This is a genomic window from Curtobacterium sp. B18 (assembly GCF_000333375.1).
Classification (GTDB): Bacteria; Actinomycetota; Actinomycetes; order Actinomycetales; family Microbacteriaceae; genus Curtobacterium.
Map to the genome: position 1 here is coordinate 1 of NZ_BACZ01000707.1, position 1374 is coordinate 1374.

2 protein-coding genes are annotated in these 1374 nt (G+C 72.9%); both read left to right on the forward strand.

The annotated features are described in order from the left end of the window. On the forward strand, positions 1–746 hold a 746-nt coding region (locus I5E_RS18955; RefSeq protein WP_031263195.1), incomplete at its 5' end, for a DHHA1 domain-containing protein. A gap of 8 nt (positions 747–754) precedes the next feature. After that, a complete protein-coding gene (gene ruvX, locus I5E_RS18960; protein ID WP_031263196.1) occupies positions 755–1198 on the forward strand; it encodes a Holliday junction resolvase RuvX in 444 nt (147 codons plus the stop codon). Positions 1199–1374 lie beyond the last annotated feature (176 nt).

Genomic DNA, 1374 nt, shown 5'->3' on the forward strand with positions numbered 1-1374 from the left:
TGCCGCTCGACGAGGCGAAGTCCCTCGGTGCGCAGGCGCTCTTCGGTGAGAAGTACGGCTCCGAGGTGCGCATGGTCGACATCGGCGGCCCGTGGTCGCGTGAGCTCTGCGGTGGCACGCACGTCGCATCCAGCGCGCAGGTCGGCCTCGTCAACCTCGTGGGGGAGTCGAGCGTCGGTTCGACCAACCGTCGCGTCGAGGCGCTCGTCGGGCTCGAGGGCTTCCGTGACCTCGCGGTCGAGCGCACCATCGTGTCCCAGCTGTCGAGCGCCCTCAAGGCCCCCCGGGAGGACCTGCCCTCCCGCGTGCAGTCCCTGATGGAGGACCTGCGTCAGGCGCAGAAGCGCGTCGCCGAGTTCGAGTCGGCGAACCTGCAGCAGCGTGTCCCGGCGATCGCCCGGCAGGCGACCACGGTGGGCGCGACGACCGTGGTGGCGGAGTCCGTCCAGGGCCTGCAGTCCGGTGACGACCTCCGCGCGCTCGCGACCGGCGTCCGCAGCCAGCTCGGCGACGGCGCGGCCGTGGTCGTCCTCGGCGCGGTGATCAACGACAAGCCCGTCGTGATCGTCGCCACGAACGACGCGGCCCGCGCCGCGGGTGTGCAGGCGGGACCGCTCGCGAAGGAGGCCGCCGGCGTCCTCGGTGGTGGTGGAGGCGGCAAGCCGGACCTTGCGCAGGGCGGTGGCACCGACGCGTCGGCGCTCCCTGCGGCCCTCCGCGCGGTCACCGACCGGCTCGCGGCCTGACCGTGGCGATCCGTTCCGGGCGCCGGCTCGGCGTCGACGTCGGCCGCGCCCGGATCGGGGTCGCCGTGTGCGACCGTGACGGGCTCCTCGCGACGCCCGTCGAGACGGTCGCCCGTCACGCCGCCACGGACGTCCGGCGGATCCTCGAGATCGCCCAGGAGTACGACGTCCTCGAGATCGTCGTCGGGCTGCCGCTCTCGATGTCGGGCGGGGACACCCCGTCCACGGCGGACGCCCGGGAGTTCGCGGAGCGCCTGGCGGAACACCGTCCGGTGCGCCTGGTCGACGAGCGGCTCTCGACCGTGACGGCCCAGCGCGGCCTCCACCAGGCCGGCAAGAACACGAAGAAGTCCCGCGCCGTGATCGACCAAGCGGCCGCTGTTATCATTCTGCAACACGCGCTCGACCACGAGCGTGCGGCCAGTGCCCCACCCGGGGCCACGCTCCCCTGAACCTGCGGACCATCGCAGTGCTCGCCTGAACGCGGCTGCCACACCGTCGCCCAGCACACCGAGCCCAGGCGGAGTTCCCGACCGAGAGACCCGAGGACCGTTGGCAGACGACCTGGACTGGAACGCGATCATCGCGCCCGGCAACGACGCCGAGCGGCGGAAGACGACTTCCGACC